This window comes from Streptomyces neyagawaensis (assembly GCF_023516595.1).
GTDB classification, from domain to species: Bacteria; Actinomycetota; Actinomycetes; order Streptomycetales; family Streptomycetaceae; genus Streptomyces; species Streptomyces neyagawaensis.
Genome location: NZ_JAMGBG010000242.1, coordinates 1 through 641, shown reverse-complemented (window position 1 = coordinate 641; position 641 = coordinate 1). Strand labels below are relative to the sequence as shown.

Here is a 641-nt window from a genome sequence, read left to right as displayed (position 1 = left end):
ACGGCGGCGGTGATCGGACCGTAGGTCGAGCCCCAGCCGAGGACCAGGGTGTCGGCCCGGTCCGGGTCGTCGACCTGGAGGTCGGGGATGTCGATGCCGTCGATCTTGGCTTGGCGGGTGCGGACCATGAAGTCGTGGTTGGCGGGGTCGTAGGAGATGTTGCCGGTGCCGTCCTGCTTCTCGATGCCGCCGATGCGGTGTTCCAGGCCGGGGGTGCCGGGGATGGCCCAGGGGCGGGCGAGGGTGTGAGGGTCGCGTTTGTAGGGCCAGAACACCTCGGTGCCGTCGTCGAGGGTGTGGTTGGGGCCCTGGGCGAACTGCACGCTCAGGTCGGGCAGCTCGTCGGGCTCGGGGATGCGCCAGGGTTCGGAGCCGTTGGCGAGGTAGCCGTCGGAGAGCAGGAACACCGGGGTGCGGTAGGTGAGCGCGATCCGGGCGGCCTCGAGGGCGGCGTCGAAGCAGTCGGCGGGGGTGCGGGGGGCGACGACGGGCACGGGGGCTTCGCCGTTGCGGCCGTACATGGCCTGGAGCAGGTCGGCCTGTTCGGTCTTGGTGGGCAGGCCGGTGGAGGGGCCGCCGCGCTGGATGTCGATGATCAGCAGCGGCAGTTCCAGCGACACCGCGAGCCCGATCGTCTCGGA

Annotated in this window: 1 pseudogene; it reads right to left on the bottom strand. The window is 71.1% G+C overall.

Features of this window, described 5'->3' with window-relative positions:
• Positions 1-641, bottom strand: a pseudogene (locus tag M8J73_RS44490) (2-oxoacid:acceptor oxidoreductase subunit alpha); the annotation flags it as partial.